We start from the raw sequence: 16337 nt of genomic DNA, 5'->3' as shown, positions 1-16337 counted from the left end.
CATACCATCCTTTCTATCCTTTTACCTTTTAATCAACGATACGGATCTGGTCAAATGGCCAATAAACAAATTTCGTTTCTCCAACGATTTTATCTATTTTAACCGTCCCGATATGCCGACCGTCTTTACTAAAACGACGGTTGTCACCAAGTACAAATATTTCACCGTCCGGCACTGTTTCCTGTCCGGTTATTTCAGCAAGTGTAAAATCCGGTGTGAGGGGACCGTCTGTTACTTCGCTTTTGTATTCATTTAAATATGGTTCATCCAGTGCTTTACCGTTTACATATAAAACATCGTCTATATATTCGACTGTGTCGCCTGGAAGTCCGATTACTCGTTTGATGTAATCTTTATTTTCAGGCGCGTGAAAAACGACGATATCAAAGCGGTCCGGGTTGCTCATTTTATTCACAATCATCCGGTCGCCGCTCTCAAGCGTCGGCATCATAGATAGACCGTCCACAACAATCGGCGCAAATATAAAGTATCGAATAAGAGCTGCCATGCCGACTGCGATGAGCAGTGCTTTCGTCCATTCCCAAAATTCATTTTTCCCTTCTGTCATGCGCGATAACACCTCCATACAAAGTACAATTATCATATCATGCAACCGGCAAAATCTGAAAGAAAAAGGAGCCTGCAGGCAGACTCCTTTTAATACGCTTAGTATCTGATTTCTTTAATGCGGGCTGCTTTACCACGCAGATTGCGCAAGTAGTACAATTTCGCACGACGAACTTTACCGCGGCGCATTACTTCAATTTTTGCGATTTTTGGTGTATGAAGCGGGAATGCACGCTCAACGCCCACGCCGTAAGAAATCTTACGAACTGTAAATGTTTCGCTTACGCCGCCGCCGCGACGCTTGATTACAACGCCTTCATATACTTGAATACGCTCACGTGTACCCTCAACGACTTTAACGTGTACGCGTACAGTGTCTCCCGGACGGAAAGATGGGAGATCAGAACGAAGCTGCTCCTGAGTTAATTCTTGAATCAATTTGTTCATTTTGTTTTCCTCTCCTTCTAACAAATGCTCATACCCGCGCATATCGGCGGCAGCGGAACACCGTTTTAATGTAGTTATGCACTTTTGCACACTACACGCGAAATTTTATCATATTATTTTGCATAGATCAAGTTGTATTTTTCATTTTCCATGAATCAATTAACTGTTTTTCTTCTTCTGTTAACGGGCAATGATCAAACAGATCTGGACGACGTTCCCACGTGCGCTTCAGCGATTGCTCCCGCCGCCATTCGTCGATATGACGATGATTGCCCGATGTTAAGACATCTGGTACTTTCATCCCTCTAAAATCTGCGGGACGTGTGTAATGAGGGTGTTCGAGCAGCCCCGAAGAAAATGAATCCTGCACAGCAGAATCATCATTGCCAAGTACACCGGGTAAAAGCCGTACAATGCTGTCTGCGACGACCATTGCGCCAAGCTCTCCTCCCGTTAACACGTAGTCGCCAATGGAAATCTCATCCGTCACAAGATGCGTACGAACCCGTTCATCATATCCTTCGTAATGGCCGCACAAAAAAATGAGATGCTCTTCACGTGCAAGTTCTTCTGCTTTCTTTTGTGTATAACGTTCGCCCTGTGGACACATTAAAATGATGCGCGGAGCCGTTTCTGCTTCTTCTTTCAGCGCCTCTACTGCATCAAATAGCGGCTGTGGCTTCAATACCATGCCCGCACCGCCCCCATACGGATAATCATCAACAACTTTATGTTTTCCGTCCGCATAGTCACGGAAATTAACAGCGCGAAACGATACTTTTTCTTTATCCGCTGCTTTCTTCATAATGGATGATGAAAAAACGCCGTGAAACATTTCCGGAAACAGCGTCAATACATCGATTTTCATTCGAGCAGCCCGTCCATCGGGTCAATAATAATGACTTTTTCATCTGGATCAACAGACTTCACGACGTCATCAATATACGGAATATACGCATCATCTCCACCGATTCGGCTGACGACCCAGACGTCATTTGCGCCAGGTGTAAGCACTTCTTTCACCTGGCCAATAACGCCACCGTCAACGGTTCTTACTTCACAACCGACAATTTCATGAAAATAGAATTCACCTTCATCGAGATCACCGAGCTGATCTTCATGTACTTTTAAAACTGAGCCTTTAAACGGTTCAACAAGTTGGATTGATGTATAATTTTCAAACGTCAGCAAGTCAAATGTTTTATGTTTGCGGTGTGCATCAATCGTAACTGGAATGCCCTCTTTGCCGCCTTCTTTAAAAATAGAAAGGGTACTGCCTTTTTTATATCGTTCTTCTGGAAAATCGGTGAGAGACAGCACCCTTACTTCGCCACGCAGTCCATGCGTATTGACGATTTTTCCAACGTTATACCATTTACTCATATCATTCACCTCTGCGTGCGGATTTCAATAATAACACCATCTTTTACAACAATTGTATCACCGTCTCCTCCATCAAAACGGTCGCCTGGCTTTACTTCAACAACGGATTGAATATCACGTTCCTTCAATTCGGTTCCCATCGGCAGCTGATCCAGTTGGCTCATTTGAAATTCAATTACCGAAATTTTCTCCTGACGCTGATCAATTTCCTGTTGAAATCGCGCAGCAACATCCACCTGTTTCAATCCCGCACGTTCCGCTTTTTTCTTTTCAAAAAGAAGCTGCGCGGTTTCTCGTTCCAGCTGGCGCATTCGACTTTCATAGTCATACATTCGGTCCTTCTTTAACGTTTCCGTTACGACTTGAACGACTGATACTGTTTGTAAAATGTGCACATTCACCGCTCCTTTTCATGGAACAAAAATGGCAATTCCCCAAAAGAATCCTTCTTTTGGGGAATTGTCGTCTCGCAATGAATTACTTGCTGTATTTTGCATTATGGAATTTTTCCATGATGCCTTCGTTTGAGAACAAGTTACGAACAGTGTCAGACGGTTTCGCGCCGTCTTGCATCCATTTAAGCGCAAGTTCTTCATTAATTTTTACTTCCGCCGGTTTTGTTACCGGGTTGTACGTGCCGATTGTTTCGATTTGACGGCCATCACGCGGTGAACGAGCGTCTGCTACTACGATACGATAGAATGGGGATCTTTTTGAACCCATACGTTTTAAACGAATTTTTACTGCCATGCTAATAAGCACCTCCGAAATAGTTTCACACAAGATAGAATAATACCAAATAGTTAAAGTGTTGTAAAGTGTTTTTTCTTTACAAGGCTCATAGAAAGTGAGTCATGAAGGCGTTGCGGCCCGATACCACGCTTTTTAGCCTTCGAACCTTGAATAAATTACGTTAGCCTGTCTTTTTGCTTGTCACTCCAGAGCAGTCGGCTCCGTTTTTCTTACATAAACGGTAATTTTGGCATGCCGCCTTTTTTCTTGCCTTTTTGCTGCATAGCGGACATTTGCTTCATCATTTTTTTCATGTCCTCAAATTGCTTAAGAAGACGATTTACTTCCTGGATCGATGTGCCGCTGCCTGTTGCAATTCGTTTACGGCGTCCTGAATTAATAATCTCCGGTTGCTGCTTTTCCTCACGTGTCATTGAACGAATAATGGCTTCAACGCGGCCGATTTGTTTTTCATCGACTTGCACGTTATTAAGACCTTTCATTTTGTTCGCACCTGGAAGCATTTTTAAAATTTCATCAAGCGGACCCATGGAACGCACCTGTCCGAGTTGATCGAGAAAATCGTCAAATGTGAACGACATCGTCCGCATTTTTTGCTCGAGCTCTCTCGCTTTCGATTCATCGACATTCGTCTGTGCTTTTTCAATAAGTGTCAGCACATCACCCATACCGAGAATACGTGAAGCCATACGTTCTGGGTGAAACGACTCTAGCGCATCGAGCTTTTCGCCCATCCCAATAAATTTAATCGGTTTTCCAGTGACAGCACGAATAGACAGCGCTGCACCACCACGCGTATCACCATCCAATTTTGTCAGCACGACGCCCGTAATGCCAAGCTGTTCATTAAAGCTTTCAGCTACGTTTACAGCATCTTGTCCAGTCATTGAATCAACAACAAGGAAAATTTCTTCCGGCGTAGAAAGCTCTTTAATTTGTTTCAGTTCATCCATGAGCGTCTCATCAATGTGAAGACGGCCCGCCGTATCGATTAAGATGTAATCAAGATGCTCATCTTTCGCTTTTTGAATCGCCTGCTTCGCAATCTCAACTGGGCTTACTTGATCACCTAGTGAAAAAACAGGCATATCCAGCTGTTTTCCGAGCGTTTCGAGCTGTTTAATTGCCGCCGGGCGATAAATATCCGCCGCGACTAAAAGTGGCTTCCGATTGTACTTTTTACGGAGCAGATTGGCGAGTTTTCCGGTTGTCGTCGTTTTACCAGCACCTTGCAAACCGACCATCATGATGACCGTCGGCGGCCGTTTTGACGTACCGATTCGGCTTTCTTCACCGCCCATCAGTTCAGTCAGTTCTTCTTTTACAACTTTAATGACCTGTTGACCTGGTGTTAAGCTTTTCATGACTTCCTGGCCGACAGACCGCTCACTTACTTTTTTAACGAATTCTTTCACAACTTTAAAGTTAACATCCGCCTCGAGTAACGCCAGACGCACTTCACGCATCATTTCTTTCACATCGGCTTCAGATACTTTCCCTTTGCCACGAATTTTCTGCATCGTTCCTTGCAGCCGTTCGGCCAATCCTTCAAACGCCATCATGCAGTCCCCCTATTCGAGTTCCTCAAGCGCCAGAACGAGCGGCAAGGAGTGCGCATCTGCACATTCCTTTAGCTGCTCGATCAGTTCTTTGCGCTGCTGGAATTTATTTAGCAGCTTTAATTTCGCTTCATATTCTTCAAGCATCGCTTCTGTGCGTTTTATATTGTCATAAACTGCTTGACGGCTCACTCCATACTCTTCAGCAATTTCGCCGAGCGAGTAATCATCCAGGTAATATAAGGACATATAGCTGCGCTGCTTGTCGGTCAGAAGCATCTGATAAAAATCGGACAGATAATTCATCCGCATCGTTTTTTCAAGCATAGCCGTCCTCTCCTTCGTTAAGTGAAAAACCTTTACACCAAAATAGTGTACCTGCTTCTTCCTCTTCTGTCAAGAAAGATGAAAACCCGGTCCGACTTCCTTTTATTCGCTTGCTTCGTCGTTGTTTTTATCTTCCTTTTCTTCAAATGCCTGTGCAAATAATCCATATGCATATTTCTCAGCATTAAACGGCTGCAAGTCATCTATTTTTTCACCAAGTCCGACGAATTTTACCGGAACACCAAGCTCTTTGCGGATAGCAAGTACGATGCCGCCTTTCGCGGTGCCATCTAGCTTCGTCAACACAATACCTGATACATCTGTCGCTTCTTTAAACGTTTTCGCCTGAATCAGCGCATTTTGACCGGTCGTTGCATCCACGACAAGCAATACTTCATGCGGGGCGCTAGGAATTTCTCGTTCGATGACACGCTTCACCTTTTGTAATTCATTCATTAAATTTACTTTGTTTTGCAAACGTCCCGCCGTGTCACAAAGTAAAATATCTGCACCGCGTGATTTTGCTGCACGAACAGCATCATACATGACAGCTGCCGGATCCGAACCTTCCGTCTGTTTAATGACATCAACGCCGGTGCGTTCTCCCCACACTTCCAGCTGTTCGATTGCACCCGCACGGAATGTATCGCCTGCTGCAAGCATCACTTTTTTACCATCTGATTTAAATGTATGCGCAAGTTTGCCAATCGTCGTCGTTTTGCCGACACCGTTTACCCCGACAAACAAAATAACAGTCAGTTCTCCATCTTGAATGTTCAAATCAGACTCGACTTCTTCACTACCTGAATAAATATCAACAAACTTTTCAGTAATGATTTCGCGGATCGCTGTCGGGTCGTTCGTGTTGCGGCGCTTCACTTCCAATTTCAGTTCATCAATCAATTCCATCACCGTATCGAAACCAACATCAGCTCCAATTAAAATTTCTTCCAGTTCTTCAAAGAAATCTTCATCGATTTTCCGGTAACGGGCGATTAAATTATTTACTTTTGCTGCAAATCCAGTCCGCGTTTTCGCTAAGCCTTCCTCATATTTTTCCGTTGTTTGTTCTTGTTCTGCTGAACCGGAAAATTTGTCTTTTAATTTTTTAAAAAAGCTCATTTATTTCATTCCTTTCACAAATTAAATAGACGCAGCCGCTTCTTCAAGACGGACAGATACGAGACTTGACACGCCCGACTCCTGCATTGCTACGCCGTACAGCGCATCTGCTTCTTCCATTGTCTGCTTCCGATGCGTAATAACGATAAACTGCGTATTTTCGCTAAACTGTTTTAAATAGCGGCTGAACCGATGTGCATTTACTTCATCGAGCGCTGCTTCTACTTCATCAAGAATGCAAAATGGTACAGGACGCACACGTAAGATCGCAAATAACAGCGCAATCGCTGTGAGTGCCCGTTCACCGCCTGAAAGCAAACTTAAATGCTGCAATTTTTTCCCTGGAGGCATGGCCGAAATATCAACACCGGAATGAAGAATATTTTTCGGATCCGTTAATTTTAGCTCTGCCCGGCCACCGCCAAATAGCTGTGTAAAGGCTGGCTGAAATTCCGCCTTAATCGCGTCAAATGTTTCTGCAAAACGCCGCGTCATTTCTATGTCCATCTCATCCATAACATCACGCAATGTTGCTTTTGCCTCTTCAAGATCTGTTTTCTGATCACACAAAAAAGTTACACGGGCAAATGTCGTCTCATATTCTTCAATCGCACCAATATTTACTTCGCCGAGTTCTTCAATCGTTTTTTTTATTAACCGTATGTGTCGTTTCGCTTCATCAAGCGGGCTGTTGAGCGGATAATCACGCTGCGCTTCTTCAAATGTAAGCGAATAATACTCATTTAGTTTTTGTAGAAGTGAATCCATTTCCATTTCAAGACGGGCGATTTTCACATCATGCTCACGCAGTGCTTCAGATAATCCTTTTAACAGGCGGCGGGACTCGGTTAATGATTTTGTTTTTTGTTCAAGTTCTGCCGTTTTTTTCAAACGTGTTGATTTTATTCGGGTAATCTCTTTGACAGTCCGATCTTTTTCAGCTGACCGTTCTTCTGACTGTCGGGCAAGTGTTACACCTGTTGTACCGCTGTTGCTTTGTTCACTCTGAATAAACGAACGCTCTTCTAAAAGCTGTTCATACATTTCTTCTACATCTGTCCATTCCGAAAGAAGACGGGTTTCCTGCTCTTTTTTATAGTCAAGCTGTTCACCCAATACCGCGATTTTCGGACGAAGTACATTCAATTCCACTGCGAGATTTTCACGCTCGGCAGAGGCTGATTTCCGCTTTGATTCAAGTGAAGCTATTTGACGATCAAGTGATTGAATAGACTCTTGTTCTTCTTTCAGCGTTAATTCCACTTCTTTTTTTCTTTTTTGCAGAAAAGTTTTTTCATCATCAAACTCCCGTTTTTCTGCATCATATACAGCTAAACGATCATTGATGGACTGTTCGTTAAATGACCATTCCAATAGCTGGTTTTTCACTTCCTGCAATGACTGTCGGTACATTTCACCCGTTTCTTCCAGCTTCTGCACATGTTGATCTTGCTCAGCAGAACGAATTTGCAAAGATTTTACGTCTTGTTCAGCGGATGCTGTTTTTCGCTCCATCGCTTCGATCTGGCTGTTCAATGTATCGAGTTCATTTTTCCGCCCAATTAACGATACGCCTGTTTTTTTCACAGAGCCGCCTGTCATTGAACCGCCTGCATTCACAACATCACCGTCTACAGTTACAATACGGTAACGTTGATTTATTTTGCGGGCAATATGATTTGCTTCTTCTAGTGAAGCTGCAATAATAACATTTCCAAGCAAATGACCAGCTGCCCTGGCATATTGCTTATCGTAATCAGCAAGTTCATTCGCTGTACCGAGAAATCCTTTTTCCTGGCGAATGGTTGACAGTATATGATCCGGAAGTGTTTTTTCTTTCACCGTCGAAAGCGGTAAAAATGTCGCTCTTCCGTATTTGTTTTTTTTCAAAAATGCAATCGCTGCGCGCGCAGACTGCTCGTCTGTCACAAAAATATGCTGCAGTGCACCGCCAAGAGCGGTTTCGATTGCTAGTTCATATTCTTTCGGGACACGGATCAGTTCAGCAGCAGCGCCGATTACGCCAAGCAGCCGATTGTTTTTTTCTTTTAATACTTCTTTTACACCAGAATAAAAACCGGCATACTCATTTTCTAGCGACGACAGCAAATCACGGCGGGACAATGCTTCCTGCAAAATTTGATACGCTTTATATAGAGCAGTGCGTCGTTTTTCGATTGTTTCTTTTGCGGCATCACGTTCTTTTTTTGCTTCTCTATAATAAGCGTTATGCTCATTCAGTTTCTGTTCGGCTGCTACCCGTGCTTGCTCAAGCTTCTGTTTTTCTTCTTCAAGTAATTCGCGTTCGTGCAAGTATTGATTATTGCTACCGCCAAGACGGGTTAATCGTAATGTAAGCCGCTCGAACTGCCGATCAATCTCACGCAGCTCATTTTTCGCTGCCGCTGCGCGATTTAAATGATCAATGTAGTCTGATTTTAACGATTCCAGTTTTTCTTCAGTATTTTCGGAAAAAGCTTGAAAAAGTGTCTCTTTTTCTATTGCTTCACGCTTTAGCTTTTCAAGTTCTTCTCTCTTTAATTTTGCAAGTTTGCTTGCTTCTTCTCTTGATGCTTTCAAAGATAAACGTTTTCGCTCTGCTTCTTCGATTGATTTTGCCAGTCGTTCTTCGTTGTATGATGCATTTTTTAGACGCTCATCCATAAGCCGGCGTTTTCCTTCAATTTTTTCAAGTGATTCAATAATGATGAGTAAATTTTGCTGAGCAGCCTCTTCCTGTTCACCAAGCTGCTTCAAATCCTGTTCCATGGTTTTCATTAATGTCTCAGAAGATTCTACTTGTTCGGACAATCCGGCTGCCTTTTGTTCATTTCGCTTTTTTTCTTCTTTTTGATGTTCCCATTCCGTATGAGATTGGGCGATATCATGTGCCCATACTCCCGCCTCAATTTCTTTTAACTCAGCTTTTTTCTCCAAATAATCTCTGGCCGCAGACGCCTGCATTTCAAGCGGTTCGACCCGTTGTTCAAGTTCATGCAAAATATCGTTCACGCGGCTTACATTCTCTTCTGTTTCCTTAAGTTTTTGTTCTGCCTGTTTTTTACGCGTTTTATATTTCAACACCCCGGCTGCTTCTTCAAAAATCGACCGTCTTTCTTCCGGACGACTGTTCAAAATTTCATCAACGCGGCCTTGTCCAATAATTGAAAAGGCACCACGGCCGAGACCTGAATCCATAAATAATTCAATAATATCTTTCAGACGACAGCTTTGCTTATTAATAAAATAATCGCTGTCGCCGTTCCGATTTACGCGGCGCATGATGCTTACTTCGCTGTATTCCAACGGCAGCGCACCATCCTTGTTATCAAGCGTAATCGTAACAGCAGCTTCGTTCAATTTCCTTCTTGAATCACTGCCGGAAAAAATGACATCTTCCATTCTCCCTCCGCGTAAACTTTTCGCCGATTGTTCGCCAAGCACCCAGCGAATGGCTTCCGTAATGTTACTTTTACCGGAACCGTTTGGGCCGACAACCGCGGTTACGCCAGGCATAAATTCGAGCGACACCTTTCCAGCAAATGATTTAAATCCCGCAATATCCAGCTTTTTCAGGATCATGCCTATCCACCTGTCTTCTAATTCGATTGTTGTTTCATGTTTTCTAGCGCCATTTGCGCCGCGAACTGTTCTGCTTCTTTTTTCGATCGGCCGGCACCACGGCCAAGCACTGTTCCATTTAGTGACACTTCAGTGACAAATTCTTTATGATGCGCTGGACCTTTTTCTTCTAAAATGCAGTACGTGGGTGCTCCTTTTAATTCACGCTGGACATATTCCTGCAACTGGCTTTTAAAATCCATCACATGAGAAAAAGCACCGGCGCTGATTTTAGGAAAGACAACCCGTTCTAAAAATGGAATAACAGCTTCCATTCCCTGATCTAAATAAAGCGCACCGACAAAGGATTCAAATACATCGGCTAGAAGAGCTGGACGCATTCTTCCGCCGGTCATTTCTTCTCCCTTTCCAAGTAAAATGAGCTTGCCAAATTCAAGTTCATTTGCAAACGTGACAAGTGACGGTTCACAGACGACAGCTGCACGTAATTTCGTCAATTCCCCTTCAGACATGACCGGATATGTTTTATATAAAAATTGCGATACGGTCAATTCTAGTACAGCATCCCCAAGAAATTCGAGCCGCTCATTGTCTTCGTATGGTTTTCTCCGATGCTCATTCACATATGATGAATGGGTAAATGCTTGTTTTAATAATGATTCGTTTTGAAAACGGATATCCATGGTTTCTTGAAATTGTTCAAATTCCATATCTTTCCGTTCGGAATAACGCTCCCGATTTGTTTTCTTCATTGATGTTCCTCCGAAAAGTTAAAATGCATACAAAAACAGTTTAGCTGAAAAAAATGCATAGCGCAAAGACAATTGAAAAAGCAGACCCGCACTAGCGGATCTGCCATTAATGGACGATTAGTTTTTGCTGTTTATGTATGTTACAGCGTCGCCTACCGTCGTAATTTTTTCCGCGTCATCATCGGAAATTTCTACATCAAATTCGTCTTCCAGCTCCATAACAAGCTCAACAACGTCAAGAGAATCCGCACCAAGATCTTCCTTGAATTTCGCATCAAGGTTAACTTGTGATTCTTCCACGCCTAGACGATCGACGATAATTTTCGTTACACGTTCTAATACATCTGCCACTATGATTCACCTCCCTTCAATGTATTATAGTCGATTTGCAGTCTTAGAACACGTCTTTTCTTACATTGCCATGCCGCCATCGACACCAATGACTTGGCCCGTAATATATTTAGCCCCATCACTCGCTAAAAATGCAGCCGCAGCCGCGATATCTTCCACTTCACCAAGCGTGCCTAGCGGGATTTGCCCAATTAACTGCTCTTTTGCTTCAATTGGCAGTTCATCGGTCATATCTGTTGCAATAAAGCCTGGTGCAATTGCATTGACGGTAATACCCCGCGCTGCTAGTTCACGTGCTGACGCTTTCGTCAAACCAATCACTCCCGCTTTGGCCGCTGTGTAGTTTGCTTGACCCGCATTGCCGATTCGACCGACTACAGAAGAAATGTTAATAATTCGGCCGCTCCTCTGTTTCATCATCTGACGTGTCACCGCTTTTGTACAAAGGAATACACCTTTTAAATTCGTATCAATAACGTCATCCCACTCTTGCTCTTTCATACGCATAAGTAAGTTATCACGCGTGATGCCTGCATTGTTGACAAGAATATCAAGACGGCCGAATTGATCCACTGTTTCTTTCACCATTGACTGAACAGCATCGCTATCGGAAATATCGCACTGAATGATGAATGACCGACGGCCTATCGCTTTAATTTCTTCTGAAACGTCCTTTGCTTTTTGTTCATTGCCTGCATAGTTAATTACTACATCAGCGCCGAGTCGCGCTAGTTCAAGCGCAATCGCTTTGCCAATTCCACGTGATGCACCGGTGACAAGTGCTATTTTTCCATCAAGATTCATTTTGCTTCCTCCTTCAGCGCTGCCGCTGTTTTCATAATCGATTCCTCATCGCTCACCGCAAACGTACGCACGCGGCGATTTACTTTTTTTATTAATCCCGATAGCACTGTACCTGAACCAATTTCAATAAACGTATCTACGCCTTCGTTCAATAGTGCATTTACGCTGTCTTCCCATAAAACAGGCGAATAAAGCTGGCGAACGAGATTTTCTTTAATCGTTTCCGCATCTGTCACAGGTTTCGCATCGACATTGGCCATAACCGGTACTTTGCTCGATTGAATGTTTGCAGCATCAAGCACTGCACGCAATTTTTCGGCCGCTGGTTTCATAAACGGAGAATGGAATGGACCACTGACGTTAAGTGGAATAACCCGCTTAGCGCCTTTTTCTTTTAATCGTTCTGACGCTTTTTCAACGCCTTCTTTTGAACCAGAAATGACAATTTGGCCCGGACAGTTAAAATTCGCTGCAGCCACAACAGCACCGCTGTTTGAGATTTCTTTCATCACTTCTTCAAGTGAATCGCGGTCCATACCGAGGACTGCTGCCATTGCACCGAGACCTGCTGGGACTGCTTCTTCCATCAACTTCCCGCGCTGATGGACAGCAACGACAGCTTTTTCAAATGTAATAGCACCTGCCGCTGCAAGAGCGGTATACTCACCAAGACTGTGACCTGCTGTAAAGTCCGGTACAATACCAACCGTTTCAAAGCGTCTTAATACGGCCATACTCGTTGCTAAAAGAGCTGGCTGTGCATTTGTTGTTAACGTTAGCTGCTCATCTGGACCATTAAACATAATATCCGTTAACGAATACCCGAGTTTTTCGTCTGCTTGATCGAGCATCGCACGGATGTCTTCATGCTGATCCGCAAGTGATTTCCCCATTCCAACCGTTTGTGATCCTTGTCCCGGAAAAACAAAAGCAATTTTCCCCATTAGTTTGAATCTTCCTTCCTACTGGAAATTTGTGTTTCAATAATTGCTGGTACGTTTGATTTCGCCATTTTGTATGCCTGCTCAATCGCATGAAAAAATGCATTTGCATCCGATGAACCGTGCGCTTTAATAACAGGTGCTTTTAAGCCAAAAAGGCCGGCACCGCCATATTCTGCATAATCCATTTTGTTTTTCAATTTGCGCAGCTCATCTTTTAACAAAACAGCACCGACTTTTGATTTTGTTGAAGAGGTGAAAGCCGTTTTTAACATCGAGAAAACAGATAGCGCTGTTCCTTCGATTGTTTTTAATACCATGTTGCCTGTGAACCCATCTGTTACGACAACGTCAGCCACTCCATTCAGCAAATCACGTGATTCAACGTTGCCGATAAAGTTAAGATCACCTGCTTCACTTAAAAGAGCGAAAGCGGCTTTCGTCAATTCGTTCCCTTTTTTCTCTTCTGTACCGATATTCAGCAAGCCGACGCGCGGATGGTCAATGCCCCGCACTTTTTCCGCATAAACAGAGCCCATAACAGCATATTGAAGCAAGTGCTCTGGTTTTGCATCCGAATTAGCACCCGCATCAAGTAGGACGAATCCTTGACCATCAATTGTCGGCAAAGTTGGGGCAAGTGCAGGCCGTTCAATACCATCTATACGGCTAACGATGAAAAGCCCTGCAGCCATTAACGCTCCTGTATTACCGGCGGATACACATGCCGAAGCTTCATTATTGGCGATCGCCGATGCCATCATTACGAGCGATGACTCCCTCTTCCTCCGAACAGCCCGAACCGGCTCGTCAGTGCCTAGAATAACATCTGGTGCATGAATAACTTCCACTCGGCTATTCACGTCTAAATATGTACGTATTTTCTGTTCATCTCCGAACACGATTAATTCGAGTTCTGGTATTTGCTTCAATGCCCGATTCACCCCAAGAATGATTTGCTCCGGTGCATTGTCGCCGCCCATTGCATCAATTGCCAGTTTCATCTTGGCCCTCCTTATCTGGTAACGGCGCGCGGAACATGGAGAATTCTCCACGGAAAACAAGTTCGGTGCCGACAAAACTTGATACTTTCACTATTGTTTGCAATTTTTCCGTGCGGATCACTTTCGCTTTTGCCACAATGCGCTCATCTTCTCTTACCGGACGTGTAAACTGGATATCTGCTTTTCTCGTCAGCGCCATTTCGTCATTAATAACGGCAACAGCAAGGGAATTTGCCTGAGCGAATAAGTGATGACCACGCGCAATGCCATTTCGTGTAAATACATGTTCTTTTTTTACATCGAAAATCGAAATCGCACTTTTATCAAGTTCAATGTCAATAATATCACCGATTACTTCTTCAATCGGAAGAGATCTCACTTCATCATCCATGTTTCGTTCTGCTACGTATTTTATTCGTTCACGCAATTCAGGAATAGATAGCTCCATCCGGTCAAGTCGGATCGTTTGGACACTGACATGAAATTGACCCGCCAGCTCTTCATCAGTCACAAAAGGATTAGCCTGAATCGTTTCCTGAAGATGTTCCTGCCGCTCTTTTTTTGTTCTTCTCATTTTATTTGCCACCATCCATCCGATATTAGGACTAGGTACTAAAGTTAGTATAGAGACAACAAAAAAAGAATGCAAGGATAATCTTGCATTCTTAGTCAAGCTTTTCATCAGACAGTACACCCGATTCTGTTAACATAGCCCGTAAAAGATGATATTCATCGCCTGTCCAGAATGATGGAGAGCCAATGAATGTCTTTGCATCTTCCCGTGCTGTCTCAAGCGCCCGATAGTCATGAACCATATCGGCCATTTTGAATTCAGGCAATCCACTTTGCTTTCGACCGAAAAAATCGCCCGGTCCGCGTAGCTCTAAATCTTTTTCACTGAGGACAAATCCATCATTTGTTTCTGTCATGGCAGTCATCCGTTCTTTTCCTGTTTCCGATTTTGGATCCGCAATAAGCATACAATACGACTGCTCGGATCCGCGTCCAACACGTCCTCGCAGCTGATGAAGCTGCGACAAACCAAATCGTTCCGCATCATATATAATCATCACCGTCGCGTTTGGTACATTTACACCGACTTCAACGACCGTCGTTGATACAAGTATGTTCAATTCATTGGCACTGAATGATTTCATGACCGCCTCTTTTTCATCGCCCGACAGACGGCCGTGCATGAGGCCAACTGCAAATTTCCCATCATAATAACTGCTTAATTGTGCATGAACGTCGAGTGCATTTTGAAAATCAAGCTTTTCTGATTCTTCAATGAGCGGACAGATAACATAGGCCTGTCTCCCTTTGCTCAATTCTTTTTCGGTAAAATCAAGTACGCGGCCAAGCATTTCTTCTTTTGCCCAATATGTTTCGATCGCTTTTCGCCCTGCCGGCATTTCGTTAATAATCGACACGTCCATTTCACCAAATACAGTAATCGCAAGTGTTCTCGGAATCGGTGTGGCTGTCATAAACAACACATCTGGATTTTTCCCTTTCGCCCGCAAAACGCGGCGCTGGTTAACACCGAAGCGATGCTGTTCATCCGTGATAACCAGACCTAGGTTGTGAAACAAAACGTCATCTTGAATGAGCGCATGCGTTCCAATTAAAATATCGATCTCCCCCGAAGCAAGTGCCTCAAGAAGTGCCCTCCGTTTTTTCCCTTTGACTGTTCCCGTTAAAAGAGCTGTATGAATGCCGAACGATTCAAGCATATCATGAAGCGATTTTGCATGCTGCTCGGCTAAAATTTCCGTTGGGACCATAAGTGCTCCCTGATAACCTGCTGTGACAGAAGCGTACAATGCCAGTGTCGCCACAGCTGTTTTACCGCTTCCCACATCTCCTTGCAAGAGCCGGTTCATTCGATAAGGTGATTTCATATCTGCACAAATTTCATTCACCGCTTTTTTCTGCGCATTCGTCAGTTCAAATGGCAAAGAATCAATCAATTTTTTTAATTTGGCGAGATCATATTTTTGCACAATGCCACCCGATTGCTCACGGATCACTTTGCGGAGTGCCTGCATTTTCAATTGAAAATAAAAAAATTCTTCATAGACAAAACGACGCCGGGCTTGTTTCATTTCTTCCTGTGATTCTGGGAAATGAAGCGCCCTGATCGCCTCTTTCCGTTCCATAAGCCGGTATTTCTGCAGAAGATCCGCCGGCAATGTTTCTTCAATGTATAAACCATATAACTCAATGGCCTGCAAAACCAATTTACGAAATAATTTAAGCGGAATGGCATTTCTTAGCAAATAAACTGCTTCAAAATCCGTCTCGCGTCTGTACTGTCCTACTTCAAGTACTTGACCAGATAACGCCAGACGATGGCGATCCCATTTCCCGGTCACTGTTACTGTATCGCCGATACCCGCTTTTTTCTTTAAATATGGCTGATTAAAAAACGTAACATTAATTACATGCGAACCAGAAAGCATCTTAAATGTGAGTCGTGATTTCTTTTTTCCATAGTACATGACAGACGGCTCTGTTTGAATCGTTCCTTCAATTGTCACTTTCTCGTCATGTGCGGCATCGGACGGGCTTTTTAAACGCGTATCATCATACCGGGCTGGCACGAATTCCATTAAATCACCGACCGTTAATACACCAATACTTGCAAGTGACATCTCCGTTTCTTTTCCCGCTCCATTTAAAACACTTACCGGCAGCTGTAACGGTGATTCGGCTTTATTCACATCGTTCCCCCCTTTCTAAAAA

The 16337-nt window shown here is 43.6% G+C and carries 17 protein-coding genes; all 17 read right to left on the bottom strand.

Annotated features, from left to right (window positions below; all coding sequences use genetic code 11):
• Positions 1-28 precede the first annotated feature (28 nt).
• Positions 29-568, bottom strand: a complete 540-nt coding sequence (lepB, locus tag A3M5_RS0103265) for a signal peptidase I (RefSeq protein WP_018392327.1) — start codon at positions 566-568, stop codon at positions 29-31.
• Between the two features lie 98 nt (positions 569-666).
• A complete protein-coding gene (gene rplS / locus A3M5_RS0103260; RefSeq protein ID WP_018392326.1) occupies positions 667-1014 on the bottom strand; it encodes a 50S ribosomal protein L19 in 348 nt (115 codons plus the stop codon).
• Between the two features lie 127 nt (positions 1015-1141).
• Positions 1142-1882: a tRNA (guanosine(37)-N1)-methyltransferase TrmD gene (gene trmD, locus A3M5_RS0103255; RefSeq protein WP_018392325.1), complete on the bottom strand. Its 741-nt coding sequence runs from the start codon at positions 1880-1882 to the stop codon at positions 1142-1144.
• The gene (gene rimM / locus A3M5_RS0103250) at positions 1879-2397 is read right to left on the bottom strand and encodes a ribosome maturation factor RimM (protein WP_018392324.1); all 519 of its coding nucleotides are present in this window, start codon (positions 2395-2397) and stop codon (positions 1879-1881) included. The genes trmD and rimM overlap by 4 nt, the downstream gene beginning before the upstream one ends.
• Before the next feature lie 5 nt (positions 2398-2402).
• Positions 2403-2792, bottom strand: a complete 390-nt coding sequence (locus A3M5_RS0103245) for a YlqD family protein (RefSeq protein WP_018392323.1) — start codon at positions 2790-2792, stop codon at positions 2403-2405.
• A gap of 82 nt (positions 2793-2874) precedes the next feature.
• Complete coding sequence (gene rpsP, locus A3M5_RS0103240; RefSeq protein WP_018392322.1) at positions 2875-3147, bottom strand: 30S ribosomal protein S16; 273 nt, start codon at positions 3145-3147, stop codon at positions 2875-2877.
• Positions 3148-3359: 212 nt separating this feature from the next.
• Positions 3360-4709: a signal recognition particle protein gene (gene ffh / locus A3M5_RS0103235; protein ID WP_018392321.1), complete on the bottom strand. Its 1350-nt coding sequence runs from the start codon at positions 4707-4709 to the stop codon at positions 3360-3362.
• 12 nt (positions 4710-4721) lie between these two features.
• The gene (locus A3M5_RS0103230) at positions 4722-5036 is read right to left on the bottom strand and encodes a putative DNA-binding protein (protein ID WP_018392320.1); all 315 of its coding nucleotides are present in this window, start codon (positions 5034-5036) and stop codon (positions 4722-4724) included.
• Positions 5037-5138: 102 nt separating this feature from the next.
• Positions 5139-6158 (bottom strand): signal recognition particle-docking protein FtsY, encoded by a 1020-nt coding sequence (ftsY, locus tag A3M5_RS0103225; RefSeq protein WP_018392319.1) that lies wholly within the window; start codon positions 6156-6158, stop codon positions 5139-5141.
• Between the two features lie 21 nt (positions 6159-6179).
• Entirely contained in the window at positions 6180-9740 is a 3561-nt protein-coding gene (gene smc / locus A3M5_RS0103220; protein ID WP_018392318.1) for a chromosome segregation protein SMC, read from the bottom strand.
• A 17-nt stretch (positions 9741-9757) separates the two neighbouring features.
• A complete protein-coding gene (gene rnc, locus A3M5_RS0103215; RefSeq protein ID WP_018392317.1) occupies positions 9758-10492 on the bottom strand; it encodes a ribonuclease III in 735 nt (244 codons plus the stop codon).
• A gap of 117 nt (positions 10493-10609) precedes the next feature.
• On the bottom strand, positions 10610-10843 hold the full coding sequence (gene acpP, locus A3M5_RS0103210) for an acyl carrier protein (RefSeq protein ID WP_018392316.1): 234 nt from the start codon (positions 10841-10843) through the stop codon (positions 10610-10612).
• 60 nt (positions 10844-10903) lie between these two features.
• Positions 10904-11647: a 3-oxoacyl-[acyl-carrier-protein] reductase gene (gene fabG / locus A3M5_RS0103205; protein ID WP_018392315.1), complete on the bottom strand. Its 744-nt coding sequence runs from the start codon at positions 11645-11647 to the stop codon at positions 10904-10906.
• A complete protein-coding gene (fabD, locus tag A3M5_RS0103200) occupies positions 11644-12591 on the bottom strand; it encodes an ACP S-malonyltransferase (RefSeq protein WP_018392314.1) in 948 nt (315 codons plus the stop codon). The genes fabG and fabD overlap by 4 nt, the downstream gene beginning before the upstream one ends.
• Positions 12591-13592, bottom strand: coding sequence for a phosphate acyltransferase PlsX (gene plsX, locus A3M5_RS0103195; protein ID WP_018392313.1), 1002 nt, complete (start codon positions 13590-13592; stop codon positions 12591-12593). Before plsX ends, fabD begins: the two co-directional genes overlap by 1 nt.
• Positions 13576-14166 carry a transcription factor FapR gene (fapR, locus tag A3M5_RS0103190; protein WP_018392312.1) on the bottom strand — a complete coding sequence of 197 codons (591 nt, stop codon included), beginning with the start codon at positions 14164-14166 and terminating at the stop codon, positions 13576-13578. Before fapR ends, plsX begins: the two co-directional genes overlap by 17 nt.
• Positions 14167-14257: 91 nt before the next feature.
• Entirely contained in the window at positions 14258-16315 is a 2058-nt protein-coding gene (gene recG, locus A3M5_RS0103185; RefSeq protein WP_018392311.1) for an ATP-dependent DNA helicase RecG, read from the bottom strand.
• Positions 16316-16337 lie beyond the last annotated feature (22 nt).

The organism is Bacillus sp. 37MA (assembly GCF_000372765.1).
GTDB classification, from domain to species: Bacteria; Bacillota; Bacilli; order Bacillales; family Domibacillaceae; genus Domibacillus; species Domibacillus aminovorans.
The sequence above is the reverse complement of the archived record's forward strand: the minus strand, read 5'-3'. Positions and strand labels throughout refer to the sequence as shown.